The organism is Candidatus Mycoplasma mahonii (assembly GCF_030550815.1).
Classification (GTDB): Bacteria; Bacillota_I; Bacilli_A; order Mycoplasmatales; family Metamycoplasmataceae; genus Mycoplasma_O; species Mycoplasma_O mahonii.
Map to the genome: position 1 here is coordinate 594,854 of NZ_CP114583.1, position 20,669 is coordinate 615,522.

The 20,669-nt window shown below is 32.1% G+C and carries 6 protein-coding genes; all 6 read right to left on the bottom strand.

Features of this window, described 5'->3' with window-relative positions; genetic code table 4:
* Positions 1-66: 66 nt before the first annotated feature.
* The 6 genes from O3I44_RS02945 to O3I44_RS02970 all read right to left on the bottom strand — a co-directional run bounded on the left by O3I44_RS02945 (position 67) and on the right by O3I44_RS02970 (position 20,411).
* Positions 67-2,334, bottom strand: a complete 2,268-nt coding sequence (locus O3I44_RS02945) for an ATP-binding cassette domain-containing protein (RefSeq protein ID WP_303717028.1) — start codon at positions 2,332-2,334, stop codon at positions 67-69.
* Complete coding sequence (locus tag O3I44_RS02950; RefSeq protein ID WP_303717030.1) at positions 2,324-3,457, bottom strand: ABC transporter ATP-binding protein; 1,134 nt, start codon at positions 3,455-3,457, stop codon at positions 2,324-2,326. The genes O3I44_RS02945 and O3I44_RS02950 overlap by 11 nt, the downstream gene beginning before the upstream one ends.
* Positions 3,458-3,469: 12 nt before the next feature.
* Positions 3,470-4,666: an ABC transporter permease gene (locus O3I44_RS02955; protein WP_303717032.1), complete on the bottom strand. Its 1,197-nt coding sequence runs from the start codon at positions 4,664-4,666 to the stop codon at positions 3,470-3,472.
* A 2-nt stretch (positions 4,667-4,668) separates the two neighbouring features.
* Positions 4,669-5,664 carry an ABC transporter permease gene (locus O3I44_RS02960; RefSeq protein WP_303717034.1) on the bottom strand — a complete coding sequence of 332 codons (996 nt, stop codon included), beginning with the start codon at positions 5,662-5,664 and terminating at the stop codon, positions 4,669-4,671.
* A gap of 81 nt (positions 5,665-5,745) precedes the next feature.
* Positions 5,746-8,400 (bottom strand): hypothetical protein, encoded by a 2,655-nt coding sequence (locus tag O3I44_RS02965; protein WP_303717036.1) that lies wholly within the window; start codon positions 8,398-8,400, stop codon positions 5,746-5,748.
* A 2,870-nt stretch (positions 8,401-11,270) separates the two neighbouring features.
* The gene (locus O3I44_RS02970; RefSeq protein WP_303717038.1) at positions 11,271-20,411 is read right to left on the bottom strand and encodes a hypothetical protein; all 9,141 of its coding nucleotides are present in this window, start codon (positions 20,409-20,411) and stop codon (positions 11,271-11,273) included.
* Between the last annotated feature and the right edge of the window lie 258 nt (positions 20,412-20,669).

The window sequence follows — 20,669 nt, forward strand, 5'->3', positions numbered from 1 at the left end:
GCAGTTGGAAATACCAACTTTTTGTAATTGCAGTTTTTGATGAATATCACGAATATTTCCTTTCTTTTACCTACGTCATTTTTTAATTTGATCTTCCAAACCAAAAACATAATGATCTTTCGAAATTTTGTTAAATATTGGTTGATTAATCGGAGAGTAAGAATTTAAATAATGAGGTTCAAATTGTTTATCAGAAAATCCAGTGGTTATTTTGCTGATCTCGGGCATTGAGTTAATTAAGTTAATCGTATAAGGATGCACAGGGTCATTAAATATTTTTTGTGTATTGCCATATTCAACAATTTTCCCTAGATGAATAATTAATATTCTTGATGATATAAACTTCACAACAGATAAATCATGAGCTATAAATATAAGAGATAGATTACGTTTTTCCTTTAGTTCTAATAATTTATTGATAATTTGTGCTTGGATAGATAAATCTAAAGCTGCAATGGGCTCATCAGCAATTATTATTTTAGGATTGGCGATAATAGCTCTTGCTATACCAACACGTTGTCTCATCCCGCCTGAAAACTCATGTGGGTATCTAAATGCATGAGCAACAGTCAACCCTGATTCAATTAAAACTTCAAATACTTTTTCTCTTGTTAGGAAATCTTTAAATTGCTTCCTTCAGATATATGTATTATTAATCAATTTGTTGTAAATGCCTAAATTCTTGATTCCTCTGTGTATTTCGGCATCGATAGATATAAGTTGATTTTTTTTAAGATGATAATTAGCAGAAATTATGTCTTTTAACTGTCTTTCTGTTAGCTTTTTAAGTGTTTGTTTATATATATTCTTAATCCTATTTTGAATTAGCTTATTATTGTTCTTGTTTTTATCAGAAAGAGATCTAAGTTCTTTGTAATACTCTTCATGTAAAGAAGCATCTCTTTCAATGATACTAGTTTTCTTGGAAGTAAATTCGTCATAGGTAATTTCAGCAGCTTTTAGTTTTTCCTTAATATTATAAATAGTGTGTTGATCTTTATTATCATAATTTTTCTTAGTACCATTTTTCTTAATATGTGTTCAATAATCATATTTTTCTTTTGTTTTTTTATAACTAGCAAGTTGTTCAACATAAACATTTTTTTTAATAAACCTATTAACAAATCCTTTTGGAGAACTAATTTTCATTTTAGTGAAACGTGTGTTAATATCATCAATGCTAATTTTTGCCTTGGAAGTAAGTAAATAGGAGATATACTTTTTGCTATCCCCAATAATTTTCTCGTACTCATCATGGATCTTTAACTCCAAAAAAGGAATCATGAATTTATGTTTTTTAGTGTAAACAACAATGCTTCGCAGGTGTTTTGTTACAACCATAATAAATGAATAGTAATTATAATTAGCATATGTATCAGAATTAAGTTTACTAGTTCTTGCAACTTTTATATCGTATTTAAGTTCCTTAAGAGAATGAGCATAACTTTTTTTAATACTAATTAAAGAATTTTTAATATCAAGATTTAAGTTTTGAAGAACAATTTCTAATTTCTTCATTTCACCAAATGCTTTAATGGCCTTATCTGTCATCAACAAATTTAATTTAGCCTCATCTAATTCTTTTTGAACTTTCATTATTTTATCTTTTGCCGGGATACTTGATCTATATTTTTTAACCTTTAGTTGAGTTTTAGATCAAAGCGCTAAATTTTTTAGTAATCCTGTCGACAAATCATTGACATAATTAGATTTAATAGCAAATATATTTGTAAAGTATAAATCATTCAACATCTTTGATAATTCCGATAATTGTTTATTGGTTTTATAATCATCCATTGTTATTGCATCAATTTTTGTTTTAATGATAATTAATTCTTTATCAATGGTTTTTAGATTCTTAATATTAATTCTTTCACTAATTCTATAAAATTCACTTTTTAAATCGGCTCCATGTAATTTAATAACATTTTGTTTATTATCCAAAACATCCACAATAAGTTTTTTAGATAATCCTTGAACTCTTAGTGGTTCTGAAACGATATTCATAATATTTTTTTGCTCATTCAAAGATGAATATGGATCTTGAAAGATCATTTGAATATTCTTCCGTAAATACTTTCGATTCTCTTTGGATATCTTTTTTGATGAGATATCCACACCATTAATGGTGACTTCTCCTGAAGTGGCATCATTTAATCTAATAAGCGTCCTGCCAATTGTCGTTTTGCCAGAGCCTGATTCACCAATCAAACCAATAACCTCACTTTTATGAAGATTGAAAGAAACATTATGGACAGCTTTATTTTCTTTACCATTACGAAAAAATGATTTATTTAGTTTATTCACAATCAATAACGGTGTTTTATTTTGCATGTTTCATATCTTTCTTGATCTCACTTGCTATTAAGAGCACTTGTTTAGGTGGTTTTATTATTGGTGCATCTGGATGTAGTAATCATGTAGCTGCCATATGACCTGAAGCATCTCCGACTTCAAATAAAGATGGTTCTTCCTTAAAATCAACTTTTAAAGGTTGTGGATTCCTGACAGAGAAAGGATCACCATTAGGCAAAGCTGCAAAATTAGGTGGTGAACCCTTAAGTGTATAAAGGGTATCACCTTTTTTATTTGATTCAGGCATAGATGATAAGAGTGCTCATGTATATGGGTGTTTTGGGTTAGTAAATACATCATATTTATCACCTGTTTCAACAATTCTACCTGCATAAAATACATTAACGACATCAACAAGCAATGAAATAACAGAAATATCATGTGATACAAATATTAATGCTATATTAGTTTTTTTGACTATGTCCTTGAATAATTTTAGAACAGACGCTTGGATTGATGGATCAAGAGCTGTCGTTGGCTCGTCAGCAATGATGACACTTGGATTAGATAAGACTGCCATGGCAATCACAACTCTTTGCCGCATTCCCCCTGAGAACTCATGCGGAAATGAATTTATTCTTGCTTTAGCATTCCTCATTCCAAATGATTCTAATAAGTTAATAATTTTGTGAATTTTCTCAGTTTTAGATAACTTACTTGCTTTTCCCAATGATTCTAGTAATTGATTTCTAATTTTCATAGTTGGATTTAGCGATGTCATAGGGTTTTGTGGAATATATGTGATCTTTTTCCCTCTGATCTTTCTTCATTCAGATTGATTAGTGATAATATCACGTGATCCTGGTATGTTAAGTTGATTTTTAAATTCATTCTTCTTACTTAACTTAGAGACAGGTTTATTTAGTAACATGTCAGTTCCATCAATGATAAATTCATCGGCAACTGATATGGCATTTTCATTCATCCCAAACATAGCTTTAGCTGTGACAGATTTGCCTGACCCAGATTCACCAATAAAACCAAAGATTTTACCTGGCTCAATGTTAAAAGAAATACCTCTAATTATTTGGATAATCTTCTTTCGATTATTGGCACTTCTGAATGAAACTCGCAAGTCTTTAACTTTGATAATATGCTTCATATCAGCTCCTTTCTAAGTAGTTTTTGGATCAAATGCATCCCTTAGTCCATTTGCAATTATTTGTAAGGACAATGTAAATGTCACCATAACAATAACCATTGAAATAATCATGTATGGATTACTAACTATTGCCTCATATTGTCTAGCTTCATTAATAAAACTTCCAAGCGAGTTGCCTCATTTACCTCCAACTCTAATTCCTAAAAATACAAGTGTTGATTCAGTAAATATAACGGCAGGAATCCTGTGGACAAATGAAACTAATAATTTTCCAATTGTAGCTGGTAAGATCTGTGAAAATAAAAGTCATTTTACAGAAGATCCAGAAGCAATTGAAGCTTGAATAAATTCATTATCCTTGATCTTAATGGTAAACATTCTTGTTGTGTACACAGGACCAATTCATCCAATCAGTGATAAAGCCACTACTAATGTTAATAATCCTGGTCCCATTATTATAATGAACACTGATATCAATAGAATAGCAGGTAATGAAGCAAATATCTCAACAAATCTCATAAAGATTGTATCAGCTCTTTTACCGGCATTGTATCCAAGATATAAACCAATAATTGTGCCAATGATTGTTTCAATTACAGCAACAATAAAAGCTAGAAAAAAGGAAAATTGTGCTGATTTTATTAATCTTTGTCAAACATCAAATCCAGCTGCATCTGTACCTAAAGTTGTTGGTGTGTAATTAGGGTCATTATATTTAATGGTCCAAATACTTGATATAGGATTGTATGATGAGGAAATAATTCCAGCTGGTGGACTATTCGTCCCAGAAGCAACAATAGTTGCTGTCCCTGTTGGATCATTAAAGACCTCAATATTTTGAAATCTGTCTTGAATTTCACTGAAATTACCTATTAAGTCTGACGGTTTATTGGCAAACCCAGGATCCATATAAGCAATTAAATTATTCGGTCTATCATTGATGGGGTTTTCAGCATTATAACTGTTAAATGTTTGACCGAATATAATAATTACCATTAACACCATCAACATTAGCAAAAAGAAAATATTTCATTTGTTTTTAAAAAATCTTCTAAAAATATCCTTTCATACTTTCGTTGGTTTCCCAATCATTGGATTTGACTCTATTTTTGAGACATCTTTTTTGGACAGTTCATCGAATCACTTTTTATTAAAATTATCCAAATTGTACTTTAGGTTAAAATTGTTTCTTTTTGTATTATTAACCATTTTTAACCCCCTGTTTCATTTGACCTATTTATTATATATTTTTTATGCCTTTTCCTTTTAATATGCATACGAATTCATGAATTCCTTGAACTCTCTTTTGAAGCAATCCTGATTGTCGGATCTAATACTGCATATAAAACATCAATTAAAATACTAAGCAGTAATGAAATAGTAGTAAAGAACATAATTGAAAACATAAGAACATTTATTTCAAGTTTAGTAATTGCAGTTGCAAACATACTAGATATACCTGGGACTCCGAAGAATACTTCTATAATTAAAGAACCAAATATAACAAATAAAAGTCTACTTATCATTAACGCCATAATAGGCAAAGATATATTTCTAAAGACATGTTTTCTAAATATGTTTCATTCTGTAAGACCTTTTGATCTTGCTGAGGAAATATAATCGCTTGATAAAACTTCGATAGTTTCATTTCTAACAAAATAAGTAATTACTGAAAAAGATGTTATCGTGATTAAAAGAGATGGTAAAAGGAGGAGCTTAAATGTTTCTGCCCAACCCACTATCTCAGGTCCTTTAAATATGACTTCAAAATTATTTTTAGATGCGATATAAGCAACTAAAGCTGCTAAAACAAATGAGGGAACAGATACAAATATGATTGACAATATATTTAAGACAATATCAGGAGTTTTGCCCCGTTTATAGCCTGCAAATATACCAAATATCATCCCAATTAATGATCCAAGTAAAAATGATGGTCCAATTATAATAAGAGTTCATTTTAGAGGTTTACGAAATAGATATGGAATTGAGTCTGTGGGGTTTCCATAATACTTCCCAAAATCGCCTTTTGTGAATAAATTAGATAAATAGTTTCCTAATTGACTAAAAACATTCCAGTCTGGATGATAGTCCATCTGTTTATAAACAAATTGTGTTGCTTCAATATTATTTATCTTTTTATCATTGCTCATTTTTCGTTGAATTTCTTCATCGATAGCTGATGGAGTATCAGTGACAAGCTGCATTAGAAAAAATGTTGCAAAAAATATTATAATTATTGCAAAAAAGACTAATATAACTCTTTTTAATATGTAATTTATCATTGACTATTTAGGATCAACACTTGTTAAATGAAGTTGAAACGGATAAGAAGTTCCAGGAGGGGTACTTGACAATTTTAGTCATTTTGAAGAATATTGCTTAACTGCATCAGGAGATTCTCCAAGTCTTAATGATGTCATTGAAGAATAAGATGATCCCATAGCTAATAAATTATTCCCAGAAAAATTAGTTATAAATTGTGTTCATTGTGCGATTAGTGCTAAATTGTCAGGAGTATTAGGTGCAATTGATAGGAAATATTTTCCAAATAAATAGGTTTGTTCTCCATATAGAGATTTTATTTCATTATCGTGTGTATCATCATCAAAATCATTATCTCTTATTTTTCTAAAATCATCTAGTGACATACTAGCTAAATCATTATCATCAATTAGTCTTTTCTTTAATAAGGGGTATATTAAAGCATTATTATTTATTTCTGAAGTTGCTCATTCTTTTAAATTTGCCAAGACAGGTGATGATCCACGTGCATAAATATCAGAAGCATCAATATCAGCTGTAAATCCAACACTATTGAGACTATTTGAATCACTAAAAGCTGCCTCAAGAGTGATTAGACCAATAGAGTATCCATAATTAGCGGATACTATTTGGTGGAGAAATGACGCAGATGAATCATAATCTGGTCCCATTCCAAGATAACGGTTTGGTGAAGATGGACCTCATATCTGCGAATTTACTTTGGCTTTAGTTTCAAATTCAACAAATTTAACTTTGTTTGGAGCAAGTGTATTTAAATACGCAACTAGTTTAGTATATGCAGCAGTTATTTCCTTAGTTGTTGGTTCTTTTGCATTAAAAGAATCAAATACAGGAACAATCGCAACAGTATTTTTATCTGTAACATTACTATTATATAAATCTACTAATGCTGCACTAGCTGCAGCAAATTGCTCATCTGATGGTTTTAAAAGAATGTTTGAATCTGCTGCACCTGAACTACTAGATGAATTAGTTTTGTATCATTCTTCCTGAGCTGCTAATTTGGTTATAAAAACCGCTTCAGAAATACCTGACTTATTTGGATTATCAGTTATATAATCGTTATAAGATGGCCCACCTAGTGTCATAGCATTACCACTTTTAAAAAATATAGGGTCTTTAATTTGTTCCATATTAGATCTAAATGACTGAGTCAATGTGTATAAATTAACAGAAGAATTTAGAATAGCTCTCATAATGTTTCCTGACTTAAAAGTATATTCATAATCTGCTGTTGGAGACTCAATTACGTTTGTTTTAGTTGATCCTTTCCCAAAGAATAATTCCAGACCTCCAGTATTAAATGGTTCATTATGAACCTCTGATAATAAATCGGCTTCCATAATAAAATTGAACGGAACCCAACCAGTACCCCTGCTTAATCCAGTATTCTGAGGAACAACTCAACTAAAATTGCCAGAGTTAATGACTTCATTTAATAATGATTCTGTTTCTCTAATTGAACCAAACATAATTGATTCTGAATTATCTTTAATAAACCCGACTTTCCTATCTAGCTTAAGTACTTCCTTGTCTATAGTTGGATCATAGAATAATTGTTGGTATTCATTAATAGTATTTTCCCTAGCATTAAAAAATTTGTCAAATGAATAAATATTTTTTTTAAGAATGATTCCGTTTGTATCTTTATTTAGATCGTAATTTGAGATATAGTACCTTGAAACAAGAAGTTCATCTGTTAAATCATATTTTCCATTAGTTTCGACCTTTGCACCATACTCTTTTAATTGTAGATATTTACCAGGAGTATCAATTGTTGTATCATTTGGTCTCATTTCATCAATTTTTTGAGATGAAACAGGAGCTATTGTTGTAACATTACCTAGTAATCCTTTTAGAGTGTCAAATTTTATCTTTCCATCAAATACAAGAGTGAATTCATCTATACCATTAGTAATATTTGCTTCATTAGCGAGTATAGTTTTGGCTACATTTAACCCATAAAGATTGTATAAATAAACATTTCCGTTGTTTAGTTCATCTCAATATTCTCCAGTTAAAGTATCTTCATATGCAGAAGTAACAGTTGGAATTCCTGTGTTATACTCTTCGATATTACCATCCTCTCTTACTGATTTGGAAGCATAAATCCCTCTTAAAAATCCATAGTAAAAATCTTTTGACTTGAATTCATACTGGGTTTCTTCTCCTAATGAATTTACGTATTTAACTCCTTGATGTGCTATAAATGAAACAGATTTTCCACCATCAACATTTGCATCAAGAATTTCTTTAAGGTGATTCATATTAGAAACAGTGGTGCCCTTAGTGGTATCAACATCCACTCTTGCAGAAGCAATAGCATCAAATTTAGTTTCATACATAGCAGGAGAATTAATAACTGTCCCACCATCTGGTAAAACACTTACATCTGCTTCAGCGGTTGTTTCAGTTCTAAATATCATTGGTGTCACAGCTTCAAAATAAGTTCTTGATACCATATTTTTTGATTGAAATGACATGTCATATGCTCTGACGTCTCCTCAATTTGTTTTATTTTCTGGTGCTCATGCCACTATCTTGTGTCGATACTCTAAATCTCTTTCGCCTGATCCACATGAGATTGCTACCGAAAATGGTGCAAGTGCAATAACTGGCGCTGTCAAAGAGAGCATTATTTTTTCATATTTTTTCATATTTTTTTCCTTTTGTTTTTGTTTTTGTTTTTGTTTTTGGTTATTAAACATAAAAATAATTATTTTATCAGCCTTATTGAAATTAACATCACAATTTATTTTTGGTCATAATAAATAATTTAAATCACATTTAAACTACTAAATAAAATTGTTTTTTAATTTTATGTATTAAATAGTATAGTTATTTAAAAGCAATTTTTGCCTTATTTTATAAATTAAAACGATAATTATTTATCTAAAAAGTAAGTCATTGTGGGTATTGACACAACTCAGCATTGATTTTGTAGTTACATTTATGTTTCTCATAACTATAATATTATATATGATTGTGAATAATAATTTTATTAGTTTTAGATAACTTTCACTTGCAACACATCTAAAATTGACCCCTTACAATGACGCAGAATTTTGACTCCTAAAATATAAAGGGGAGAATAATGAGAAATATAAATAAATTAAATACAAAGATTATTGAAGGAGAGGTTATTTGAAGAAAATGTGCGACTTTTATTAAGGTGCTTGATGATATGTAAGTTCTTATAGAATTAAAGAAATTTTCCAAGACTAATTGGAAAGAGCAAGAATACAATCAATTTATATGTCATGTTGGTTTTGGAAAGTAAACTGAATTTTTTGAAATACTATTGTACTCCTTCACATAAGGATAATAATTTTCCTTTCGCTTTGCCTAAGTTAATAGCAGAAAGATATTGGGCAGCATGCAATGAAAGGGAATTAATCACTAATGGCCGAAAAACAAAAATCAGGTTTCAAACATTTTTTAGCGTGCATTCTCAAAAATACATGATCAGCGGAATTGCTTATGAACCTAAAAACATATGTAAAATGTCATTAGATTTTATGGGCTATATTCAAGATTAAGTAGGCTTAAAACAAAAATGGGCAAAACATAGGAAAACGTTTTTAGAGCAAAGAACAGTAAAACATGAGAACATTATTCAGCAAATGATTTTGAATGTCTATGTGGATCAGGCTAAGTCCCATATTGATAAAATAAATGAATGTACACCTCATGGGGCAAAAATATGACAAAGAATATTTGTTAGAAGCAGAACAACAAGTATCATTGTTGATTGGAATAACAAAATATATTATCAAGACCTTAATAGCAAATTATATGCAGGCTTAGATTGACAAAAGAAAAAGTAACCTTTCTCTCTATACGAAAATTGAAAAAGTTACAATTACTAATATTTTCTAAAGACTTTAATGCCACTAAGAATGAATTGGTTACCTTTGAGAAGAAACTCGAAAAGACAATATTTAGCAAAAATAAAATCTCCCATATAATTATTACATAATGGCGGTTGTGAATAATAATTTTATTAGTTTGAGATACATGCATGAATCACACAAGATTTTTACCCCATCCAATCACACGGCAAATTAATCTCTAGAAGTTATGATTATTTTCACGGGAATATGCTATTTAAAACATCAGAAAAGAAGACTAAAGAGGACTTGCAGGTGGAATTACATTACAGAGAAATTATTGATCAAATGAAAGTTAATCATAATGGCCAACATGTCCATTAAGTTAAAAGAGCTTTCCAAGAAGTTAGGGGTAAGTTCCAAACACTACCAAGAAACTTATAAAGTTAATGAAAGATAGTGTTAATGCTTTTGTCATATACTATTTTCAGAAGAAATTAAGCTCCTTTCATTATCCACTAGAACTAAAATACTTAATTGGTGAAAATTGAAAGAATTTATAAATATTTATAATGAAAGATTTAACAAGAGTCATATTTGTTTTTGACATTTATAGAGGAATACAAACAAGTATCTATTAGTTGATGGCATTGATTATCATCCATCTTCTTCATACATTCATAATGCACTATTGAATCTGGGCATTATTCACGACTCTCATTTCATAGCACAAAAAGAACCACTAGGTACAAAGTTAAAAGATTTAAAGACGTTCTCAATAAACAACAACAAATAATTAAAGGTATTATGGGTAAAATTGTTATGAAAGAAGTTAAGAATGTCACCAAACAAATCGAGAAAACATCTATTTCCCATCCAAAAATATTTTTCTTAGCCAGAGATTTGAACAAGATGCATGAGAGTTTAAGCTAAGCAAAGATACAAAGGCTAACCTCACAATTACAGTAGAAAGTGGTCCTAGTGCAATGCAATCTGGTTATGTAAATCTTGTAAAAAAGAGATAGTCATCAACCATAAAGGTAAAATAACAATCTCTCTTAGTAAATACATTCTAAGTTGCAGTGAACAATATTAAGGCAAAAAAGTCCAATTATCCAGTCTTTAATCAATCAATCAAACAAATAGTAAATGGCTTCAAGGAAAAAGGTACAAATATCTCAGCATCTGATTTAAGATCATGCAATTCTTGATGGTAAAATTAGTTAGTTAAACCTTGTCTAAAAGTGATAAAATTTAGTTAGTTTTTGTTCACATATTAAGCCAAAACACAAACCATATATTAGTAAATTATTTTTCAAATAAACTTAAATACTTTATTATCATTTTCTAGTTAAAAAGTTCTCACTTTATAATAATATGTAGCAAAAAACGTAAGTATTTTTAAATGATTAATGAAAAAATATCATAAGTTCATTGAAGTTGTATCATTATGACCGCCCTTAAGATCTGGGCCTTATAATACACTTCATAATAACTAAGATAATTAATTAAAAGTTAACCATGAAAAACATGAGTCTTTATTATTTGCCCTTATGATTAAAAGCTAAATAAACCCACATTTTGTAAAGACTGTAGTTTTATTTGGAGTTTTAGTATTCATACTTTATCCTGAAGCTTATGGAGTCTAAATATCTTGAGCATTCGTTGAAGAACTTTATGGCGTTGGAGTTGGTGTATTAAAAAATAGTAATTCTAAGAACTATTTTTTCATATTCCCCCATAGGAGGGATTATGATAATAATGATGTCTCCAGCATTGGCTTTTGATCCGTCACTTTCATTAAGCTCCACAGCTTTCTTGCCTGCGACCTTCTTTTTATATTTAATATTAAAATCAATAGCATTTCCATTGGCATCTGTTATAATAAATAAATTAGCAATATGAACTCTTTGGATATCTACATTTGGTCGTAGTTCATAATTGAAATTAGCGCTTGTGGATTTTATAATACTGCCATTAAGAATAGTAATAGGGATATCATTAGTCACGTCCGTTAAATTTCTAACTCCAAGATTTACAGTAGTGGGATTGGGATGAGATATAGTAATTATTGGTGTTAAACTTCCCTCAAGTGCTCCTGGTGAATTTTCATATAGTCTAACAGCTGCAAGAACTTTGTCAACTTCTGATCCAGTAGTTATTGAAGAAGCAAGGTCATTAACTGCAGCTTCATTTATTGCTTGATCTATCGCTTGATCAGCTTGTGCTTTGGCACTAGCAATCGCTCCAAATAGTGATGCATCATGATTCGCAGCATCCACTGTCGCATAATCAGCCACAATAGCAGCAATAAATCTTTTTGCCGCTAATTTAGTGTCTGTTAAAGGTGAATCAATGATAACATTAATTGAAATATTTATTGGGTTACCTTTGGTAACTTTTCTAGGGATTTTGATAGTAATCTTATTTCCATTAACGGCTGGTGCATTTTTGTCGTTGGTTATAATTCAACCTTGCTCTTCAACAAATATATGAAATATTGGTTCAAGAGGTTCAATAATATTTCCATATGTATTTGTTATAAGACTAATAAATAAATTAGCAATATGAACTCTTTGGGTATCTACATTTGGTGGTAGTATATAAGTGAATGATTTGCTTGTGGGTTTTATAGTTTGGCCATTACGAATAATAGATGAATCAGAATTATCTATGAAACCTATGTTTGAATTAGTAGTTGCTCCTGTTAAAGCTTTATATGCATTAATAGCTGCAAGAACTTTGTCAACTTCTGATCCAATAGTTGGTGAAGAAGCAAAGGCACGAACTGCAGCTATATCTAATGCAGCATCTATCGCATTATTAGCTGCTGTTTGGGCACTAGCAATCGCGTCAAATAGTTCTGCATTATGAGCATCACCTTCTTGTTGTGGAGCTGTTGCAACGGCAGTTGCAATAAATCCTTTTGCTGTAGTTTGAGCTGTTAGTAAATTTGTAGCAGTTTCTATTTCTGTTGCTGTATTTTGTGCTGGTGTAGGACTTAAAACAATAGGTTTTGTTGATGGTAAGATTAAATCTACCCCACCAGTTAAAATTGCAAGAATGGTAATCGTTGTTCCAGTAGCAACATACATATAAGTAAATGTACCATTAGCGGCACTATCTAATGTAATCCCGTATTTGCTTTGGGCAATGCTGTTAAAAGGTCCATTTTCCACAGCATCAGCACTTTTAGCAGTAGCTCCATTTGAAACTAGATTATTAACTCTTAATTGTTCAGCATCAAGGTGTCTTTGATCATTAGCTTTTTTATTAGCAAGAGCAATCGCTTTATTATAAGTTACTAATCCTGCATCGGCACCATCTCTTAATGATCCTACATCTCCTTCTGCATTAAATAAGGAATTCAGATCATTAATAGACATAGCATTGTCAATACTATTTAAGCCATCAGTTTTTATGTTCTCATAAGTAGTTTTAGCAGCCAAAGGTTCAACAGCACCATCGACTAAATTAGTTTTAGTTAAATCATCAAAATAAGCTGTAAATGCCCCCCTACTTGCAATTTTAGTTGCTAACAGTAATTCTGTTGCTGTATTTTCCGCTGGTGTAGGTCTTAAATTAATAGGTTCTGGTTCTGGTATTGTTAAATCATTTGCCCCATCATTTAAAACTGCAGTAATGGTAATCGTTTTTGCAGTAGCAACATAAGTATAAGTAAATGCACCCTCAGCGGCACTACCTAATGTAATCCCGTATTTACTTTGGGCAATGCTGTCAAAAGTTCCCTGAGCCACAGCATCAGCACTTTTAGCAGTAACTCCATCTGAACTTAGATTATTAACTCTTAATTGTTCATCATTAAGGTGTTTTTGATCATTAGCTTTTTTATAGTCAGCAATTGCTGTTGCTGTATTTTCCGCTGGTGTAGGACTTAAATTAATAGGTTCTGGTTCTGGTATTGTTAAATCATTTGCCCCATCATTTAAAACTGCAGTAATGGTAATCGTTTTTGCAGTAGCAACATAAGTATAAGTAAATGCACCCTCAACGGCACTACCTAATGTAATCCCGTATTTGCTTTGGGCAATGCTGTCAAAAGCTCCCTGGGCCACAGCATCAGCACTTTTAGCAGTAACTCCATCTGAACTTAGATTATTAACTCTTAATTGTTCATCATTAAGGTATCTTTGATCATTAGCTTTTTTAGCAGCAGTTTCTTGAGCGGCGGTGTTAGCAAGAGCAATCGCAGCATTATAAGTTTCTAAACCATCATCAGCATTAGTTTTTAATGATCCTGTATTTGTTATACTAAACAAGGCCTCAACGTCCTCAATAGATGAGGCACTGTTGATACTACTTAAGCCATCAGTTTTTATGTTCTCATAAGTAGTTTTAGCAGCCGAAGGTTCAATGGCATCAACGTCTAAATTAGTTGTAACTAAAGTATCAAAATAAGTTGTAAACGCTTCACTAATTGCAATTCTAGCTGCTGTCAGTAAAGATGCATCATTATCAATATTAGCTTTTGCAATCACAGCATTATAAGTTTCTAAACCAACATCAGCGGCAGTTTTTAATGATCCTGTATTTGTTGCTATATTAAACAAGTTATTGACGTCCTCAATAGATGAGGCACTGTTGATATTACTTAAGCCATTAGTTTTTATGTTATCATAAGTAGTTTTAGCAGCAAAAGGAATAATATTATCGGGTGAACTATTTATAATTAAATCATCAAAATAATTTGCAAACGCTTCACTACTTGCAGTTTTAGCGTCTGCTAAAGTTTTATCTGTCCCTGTTGACTCTTTATATTCACTAATAGCTACAAGAACTTTGGCAACTTCTGATCCAACAGTTTCTGAAGAAGCAAGGACATTAACTGCATTTATATTTGTTGCATCATCTATCGCATCATTAGCTGCTGTTTGGGCACTAGCAATCGCGGCAAATAGTTCTGCATTATGAGCTTTATCATCTTGTTCAGGAGCTGTTGCAAAGGCAGTTGCAATAAATTCTTTTGCTTTAGTTTTAGCGTCTGCTAAAGCTTTATCTGTCCCTGTTGACTCTTTATATTTAGTAATAGCTACAAGAACTTTGTCAACTTCTAATCCAACAGTTTCTGAAGAAGCAAGGATATTAACTGCAGCTTCATCTAATGCTTCATCTATCGCACGATCAGCTGCTGTTTTGGCAAGAGCAATTGCGTCAAATAGTTCGGCATTATAAGCATCATCATCTTGTGAAGGAGCTGTTTCAAAGGCAGTTGTAATAAATCCTTTTGCTGTAGTTTTAGCTGTTGCAATTGCTGTTTCTGTATTTTCCGCTGGTGTAGGACTTAAATCAATAGGTTCTGGTTGTGGTATTGTTAAATCACCTGCTCCATTATTTAAAACTGCAGTAATGGTAATCGTTGTCAAACTAGCAACATAAGTATAAGTAAATGCACCCTCAGTGGCACTACCTAATGTAATCCCATATTTGCTTTGGGCATCATTGTCAAAAGGTCCCTGGGCCACAGCATCAGGACTTTTAGCAGTAACTCCATCTGAACTTAGTCTATTAACTCTTAATTGTTCATCATTAAGGTGTCTTTGATCATTAGCTTTTTTATTAGCAAGAGCAATCGCTTTATTATAAGTTATTAATCCTTCATCGGCACCATCTCTTAATGATCCTACATCTCCTTCTGCATTAAATAAGGAATTCAGATCATTAATAGACATAGCATTGTCAATACTATTTAAGCCATCAGTTTTTATGTTCTCATAAGTACCTTTAGCAGCCAAAGGTTCAACAGCACCATCGACTAAATTAGTTTTAGTTAAAGCATTAAAATAAGTTGTAAATGCATTCCTACTTGCAGTTTTAGCGTCTGCTAAAGCTTTATCTGTCCCTGTTGACTCTTTATATTCTTTAATAGCTGCAAGAACTTTAAGAACTTCTGATCCAACATTTTCTGAAGAAGCAAGGACATTAACTGCATTTATATTTGCTGCATCATCTATCGCATCATTAGCTGCTGTTTGGGCACTAGCAATCGCGGCAAATAGTTCTGCATTATGAGCTTTATCATCTTGTGAAGGAGCTGTTGCAAAGGCAGTAGTAATAAATCCTTTTGCTGTAGTTTTAGCGTCTGCTAAAGCTTTATCTGTCCCTGTTGACTCTTTATATTTAGTAATAGCTTCAAGAACTTTGGCAACTTCTGATCCAACAGTTTCTGAAGAAGCAAGGACATTAACTGCATTTATATTTGTTGCATCATCTATCGCATCATTAGCTGCTGTTTGGGCACTAGCAATCGCGGCAAATAGTTCTGCATTATGAGCTTTATCATCTTGTTCAGGAGCTGTTGCAAAGGCAGTTGCAATAAATTCTTTTGCTTTAGTTTTAGCGTCTGCTAAAGCTTTATCTGTCCCTGTTGACTCTTTATATTTAGTAATAGCTTCAAGAACTTTGTCAACTTCTAATCCAACAGTTTCTGAAGAAGCAAGAATATTAACTGCAACTTCATCTAATGCTTCATCTATCGCACGATCAGCTGCTGTTTGGGCACTAGCAATCGCGGCAAATAGTTCGGCATTATAAGCATCATCATCTTGTGAAGGAGCTGTTGCAACGGCAGTTGCAATAAATCCTTTTGCTGTAGTTTTAGCTGTTGCAATTGCTGTTTCTGTATTTTCCGCTGGTGTAGGACTTAAATTAATAGGTTCTGGTCCTGGTATTGTTAAATCATTTGCCCCATCATTTAAAACTGCAGTAATGGTAATCGTTGTCAAACTAGCAACATAAGTATAAGTAAATGCACCCTCAGTGGCACTACCTAATGTAATCCCATATTTGCTTTGGGCATCATTGTCAAAAGGTCCCTGGGCCACAGCATCAGGACTTTTAGCAGTAACTCCATCTGAACTTAGTCTATTAACTCTTAATTGTTCATCATTAAGGTGTCTTTGATCATTAGCTTTTTTATTAGCAAGAGCAATCGCTTTATTATAAGTTACTAATCCTTCATCGGCACCATCTCTTAATGATCCTACATCTCCTTCTGCATTAAATAAGGAATTCAGATCATTAATAGACATAGCATTGTCAATACTATTTAAGCCATCAGTTTTTATGTTCTCATAAGTACCTTTAGCAGCCAAAGGTTCAACAGCACCATCGACTAAATTAGTTTTAGTTAAAGCATTAAAATAAGTTGTAAATGCATTCCTACTTGCAGTTTTAGCGTCTGCTAAAGCTTTATCTGTCCCTGTTGACTCTTTATATTCTTTAATAGCTGCAAGAACTTTAAGAACTTCTGATCCAACATTTTCTGAAGAAGCAAGGACATTAACTGCATTTATATTTGCTGCATCATCTATCGCATCATTAGCTGCTGTTTGGGCACTAGCAATCGCGGCAAATAGTTTTGCATTATGAGCTTTATCATCTTGTTCAGGAGCTGTTTCAAAGGCAGTTGTAATAAATCCTTTTGCTGTAGCTTTAGTGATTGCTAAAGCATCAGCAATAGCTTTTTCCCCTGTTGACTCTTTATATTTAGTAATAGCTTCAAGAACTTTGTCAACTTCTAATCCAACAGTTTCTGAAGAAGCAAGGATATTAACTGCAGCTTCATCTAATGCTTCATCTATCGCACGATCAGCTGCTGCTTTGGCATTAGCAATTGCTACAAATAGTTCAGCATTATGAGCTTTATCATCTTGTTCAGGAGCTGTTGCAAAGGCAGTTGTAATAAATCCTTTTGCTGTAGTTTTAGCTGTTGCAATTGCTGTTGCTGTATTTTTCGCTGGTGTAGGACTTAAATCAATAGGTATTGCTGGTAGTATTTTTAAATCATCTGCTCCACCAATTAAAACTGCAGTAATGGCAATCGTTTTTGCAGTAGCAACATAAGTATAAGTAAATGCACCCTCAACGGCACTACCTAATGTAATCCCGTATTTACTTTGGGCAATGCTGTCAAAAGCTCCCTGGGCCACAGCATCAGCAATTTTAGCAATAGCTTCACTTGAAACTAGACGATTAACTCTTGCTTGTTCATCATTAAGGTATCTTTGATTATCAGCTTTTTTAGTAGCAATTTCTTGAGCGGCGGTGTTAGCATTTTCAATCGCAGCATTATAAGTTTCTAAACCAACATCAGCGGCAGTTTTTAATGTTCCTGTATTTGTTGTACTAAACAAGGCCTCAACGTCATCAATAGATAAGGCGTTGTCAATACTACTTAAGCCATTAGTTTTTATGTTCTCATAAGCAGCTTTAGCAGCCAAAGGTTCAATGGCATCACCCTCTAAACTAGTTGTATCTAAAGTATTAAAATAAGTTATAAACGCTTCACTACTTGCAGTTCTAGCTGCTGTCAGTAAAGATGCATCATGATCAATATTAGCTTTTGCAATCGCATCATTATAAGTTGCTAAACCATTATCAGCGGCAGTTTTTAATGATCCTGTATTTGTTGTACTAAACAAGGCCTCAACATCCTCAATAGATGAGGCACTGTTGATACTACTTAAGCCATTAGTTTTTATGTTATCATAAGTAGTTTTAGCAGCAAAAGGAATAGCATTAGCAGCTAAACTAATTAAATTATTAAAATAAGTTGTAAATGCCGCCTTACTTGCAGTTTTAGCGTTTTCTAAAGCAATAGCTATTGTCCCTGTTGAAGCTTCATATAATCTAATAGCTTCAAGAACTTTGGCAACTTCTATTCCAACAGTTGTTGAAGAAGCAAGGGCATTAACTTCAACTTCATCTGTTGCAGCATCTATCACACGATAAGCTTCTATTTTAGCAAGAGCAATCGCTCCAAATAGTGATGCATCATGATTCGCAGTATCCACTGCCGCATAATTAGCCACAATAGTGGTAATAAATCCTTTTGCTGCAGTTTTAGTGATTGCTAAAGCATCAGCAATAGCTTTTTCCCCTGTTGACTCACTATATGCTTTAATAGCTAAAACTAATTGCGTAACTTGGCTTTGAAGAGCTGGTAAATTAGAAAGGGATTCAACTATGGATTGAGCTATAGTTATATCTGTTATATCATCTATTATATCAATAGCTGCTTTTTCTGCATTAGTAATTGCACTAAATAGTTTTGCATCATGAGCATTATCATCTTTTGTAGGAGCTGTTTCCATAATAGTGTTAATATATTCTTTTATATTAGTTTTAGCGTTTTCTAAATCTTCAGCAATAGCTCCTGGCCCTTTTGAAGCTTTATATAATTCAATAGCTACAAGAACTTTGTCAACTTCTAATCCAACAGTTTCTGAAGAAGCAAGGATATTAACTGCAGCTTCATCTAATGCTTCATCTATCGCAAGATCAGCTGCTGTTTTGGCAAGAGCAATTTCGCCAAATAGTTCGACATTATAAGCATCATCATCTTGTGAAGGAGCTGTTTCAAAGGCAGTTGTAATAAATCCTTTTGCTGTAGTTTTAGCTGCTAGTAAATTTGCAGCAATTTCTTTTTCTGTATTTTGTGTTGGTGTAGGACTTAAATCAATAGGTTCTGGTTGTGGTATTGTTAAATCACCTGCTCCATTATTTAAAACTGCAGTAATGGTAATCGTTTTTGTAGTAGCAACATAAGTATAAGTAAATGTACCATCAACGGCACTACTTAATATAATCCCGTATTTGGTTTGGGCATTATCGTCAAAATTTCCCTGGGCCACAGCATCAGCACTTTTAGCAGTAGCTCCATTTGAACCTAGATTATTAACTCTTGTTTGTTCGGCATTAAGGTATCTTTGATCATTAACTTTTTTAGCATCTTGAGCATTGTTAGCAAGTAGAATTACACCATTATAAGTTGATAATCCATTATCTGCATGATCTTTTCAAACTCCTCTAGTTCCTTCGGCATTAAATAATAAATCCATTTCATCAATGTTACGAGAATTACCGATGGCAAACACACCATCAGTTTTTATTTTGTCATAGATAGCTTTATCATTATCTGCTGTAACACCCTCATTGAAAGTAGTTACTTGTAGTGAGTCAAAATATCTTTCAAAAGCCGAAACTCTAAAGAGTATGGTTTCAGAATCTAATGCTATCAAGAAATTGCTTACTATAAAACTTTTGTTAGCATCAGTTACTCTCACTGTTAAAACTCCGGTTTCGTCATTTTTGGTAATTTCGATGTCACTTAACAACATTTGATTTTTACCAATTGTTCCTTCTGGTAAAACTTTTATTAGTTCATTAAGTATATCTATATCTGCTAAATTAGAAACTATTTCATTTGTATCAAGTAGTCCTTGTAAAGCAGTAACTGAATTAAGTGCTTTAATAGCAGAGATTAATGTGCTTGATAATAAAAATGGATTATCTAGGTTAGTAATTCTATCTATCATCCTAGCAGTTGGTTCTTCCATCGCAATTGTATTAAGCACTTCATTTTCAGTAATTGCAGCTTTAATAACTGCTTCACTTTCTTTGGACCCTGATTCTAATAATTTAAGTAAAGTTACTTCACCTGTTGTTTTAACAACATTAAAAATAGCTTTAATAATGGTGTTAGGATTGGCTTGAATTGCTGCTGCACTTTGCACAATAAAACTTGCATGAGTTGAATCCGTCGCTCTTGGTAATACTCCAGTAGCTGTCAATACTAAATTATCCCCATCATCACTAATATCAGTCACATTGATATTAGTAAGTCCTAATTTTAAATCTTGAAAGGTTTCTTTGAAAGTATCATATTCTCTTGACTCTATAATTTTAACATCGACTAATTTCTTTCCTGGGGTGATGTAAACACTGTCACCATTATTCATCATTGATAATGGAACTGCTATACTAGTTGTTACTATTGCTCCAATTCCAATGCCAGATACTATCTTAATTTTTTTCATATATTATCTCCCTTATGTTTAAGTATGTGTTATACCTAAAATAAATATTGCTCAATCTAAAATTAATTATAAACATATAAATTCATATGAATTGAATAAATATGAAATAATGTGATATATAAAAATAACATTATAAATTGTTTACGACTTTGTGAGGTAAAATGCTATTTTGCTTATTGTGTTGAAGTGTAGTAATTTCTATAAGTTATTAGCTTCTTTAGTGATCTTATAAATCTTTATCTCGTAAATTGGCCATTA